This window comes from Streptomyces sp. NPDC020742 (assembly GCF_040641675.1).
GTDB lineage: Bacteria > Actinomycetota > Actinomycetes > Streptomycetales > Streptomycetaceae > Streptomyces.
Genome location: NZ_JBFAEA010000058.1, coordinates 1 through 2,494, shown reverse-complemented (window position 1 = coordinate 2,494; position 2,494 = coordinate 1). Strand labels below are relative to the sequence as shown.

Here is a 2,494-nt window from a genome sequence, read left to right as displayed (position 1 = left end):
ACACAGTGGACGCGAGCAACTGAGGACAAGCCCTCGGCCTATTAGTACCAGTCAACTCCACACCTTACGGCGCTTCCATATCTGGCCTATCAACCCAGTCGTCTACTGGGAGCCTTACCCCATCAAGTGGGAGGGAGCCCTCATCTCGAAGCAGGCTTCCCGCTTAGATGCTTTCAGCGGTTATCCTTTCCGAACGTAGCCAACCAGCCATGCCCTTGGCAGGACAACTGGCACACCAGAGGTTCGTCCGTCCCGGTCCTCTCGTACTAGGGACAGCCCTTCTCAAGACTCCTACGCGCACAGCGGATAGGGACCGAACTGTCTCACGACGTTCTAAACCCAGCTCGCGTACCGCTTTAATGGGCGAACAGCCCAACCCTTGGGACCGACTCCAGCCCCAGGATGCGACGAGCCGACATCGAGGTGCCAAACCATCCCGTCGATATGGACTCTTGGGGAAGATCAGCCTGTTATCCCCGGGGTACCTTTTATCCGTTGAGCGACGGCGCTTCCACAAGCCACCGCCGGATCACTAGTCCCTACTTTCGTACCTGCTCGACCCGTCAGTCTCACAGTCAAGCTCCCTTGTGCACTTACACTCAACACCTGATTGCCAACCAGGCTGAGGGAACCTTTGGGCGCCTCCGTTACCCTTTGGGAGGCAACCGCCCCAGTTAAACTACCCACCAGACACTGTCCCTGATCCGGATCACGGACCCAGGTTAGACATCCAGCACGACCAGAGTGGTATTTCAACAATGACTCCACAACCACTGGCGTGGCCGCTTCACAGTCTCCCACCTATCCTACACAAGCCGAACCGAACACCAATATCAAGCTATAGTAAAGGTCCCGGGGTCTTTCCGTCCTGCTGCGCGAAACGAGCATCTTTACTCGTAATGCAATTTCACCGGGCCTATGGTTGAGACAGTCGAGAAGTCGTTACGCCATTCGTGCAGGTCGGAACTTACCCGACAAGGAATTTCGCTACCTTAGGATGGTTATAGTTACCACCGCCGTTTACTGGCGCTTAAGTTCTCAGCTTCGCCAACCCGAAGGTCGACTAACCGGTCCCCTTAACGTTCCAGCACCGGGCAGGCGTCAGTCCGTATACATCGCCTTACGGCTTCGCACGGACCTGTGTTTTTAGTAAACAGTCGCTTCTCGCTGGTCTCTGCGGCCACCCCCAGCTCAGAGAGCAAGTCTCATCACCAGAAATGGCCCCCCTTCTCCCGAAGTTACGGGGGCATTTTGCCGAGTTCCTTAACCATAGTTCACCCGAACGCCTCGGTATTCTCTACCTGACCACCTGAGTCGGTTTAGGGTACGGGCCGCCATGAAACTCGCTAGAGGCTTTTCTCGACAGCATAGGATCATCCACTTCACCACAATCGGCTCGGCATCAGGTCTCAGACTATGTGCTGTCCGGATTTGCCTAGACAGCGTCCTACACCCTTACCCCGGGACAACCACCGCCCGGGCTGGACTACCTTCCTGCGTCACCCCATCACTCACCTACTACAAGTCTGGTTCGTCGGCTCCACCACTCCCCTACGCTCCGAAGAGCTCAGGGCGGCTTCACGGACTTAGCATCGCCTGATTCAATGTTTGGCGCTTCAAAGCGGGTACCGGAATATCAACCGGTTGTCCATCGACTACGCCTGTCGGCCTCGCCTTAGGTCCCGACTTACCCTGGGCAGATCAGCTTGACCCAGGAACCCTTAGTCAATCGGCGCAAGAGTTTCCCACTCTTGTATCGCTACTCATGCCTGCATTCTCACTCGTGAACCGTCCACAACTCGTTTCCACGGCTGCTTCACCCGGCACACGACGCTCCCCTACCCAACACAGCAGACGTTGGTCCTAATGCTGCATTGACATGACTTCGGCGGTGTGCTTGAGCCCCGCTACATTGTCGGCGCGGAATCACTTGACCAGTGAGCTATTACGCACTCTTTCAAGGGTGGCTGCTTCTAAGCCAACCTCCTGGTTGTCTCTGCGACTCCACATCCTTTCCCACTTAGCACACGCTTAGGGGCCTTAGTCGATGCTCTGGGCTGTTTCCCTCTCGACCATGGAGCTTATCCCCCACAGTCTCACTGCCGCGCTCTCACTTACCGGCATTCGGAGTTTGGCTAAGGTCAGTAACCCGGTAGGGCCCATCGCCTATCCAGTGCTCTACCTCCGGCAAGAAACACACGACGCTGCACCTAAATGCATTTCGGGGAGAACCAGCTATCACGGAGTTTGATTGGCCTTTCACCCCTAACCACAGGTCATCCCCCAGGTTTTCAACCCTGGTGGGTTCGGTCCTCCACGAAGTCTTACCTCCGCTTCAACCTGCCCATGGCTAGATCACTCCGCTTCGGGTCTTGGGCACGCTACTCAACGCCCTATTCGGACTCGCTTTCGCTACGGCTTCCCCACACGGGTTAACCTCGCAACATACCGCAAACTCGCAGGCTCATTCTTCAAAAGGCACGCAGTCACGACG

1 rRNA gene is annotated in these 2,494 nt (G+C 56.3%); it reads right to left on the bottom strand.

Annotation, left to right across the window (positions count from 1 at the left end):
* Nucleotides 1-21: 21 nt before the first annotated feature.
* Nucleotides 22-2,494, bottom strand: a 23S ribosomal RNA gene (locus AB0G84_RS36170); the annotation flags it as partial.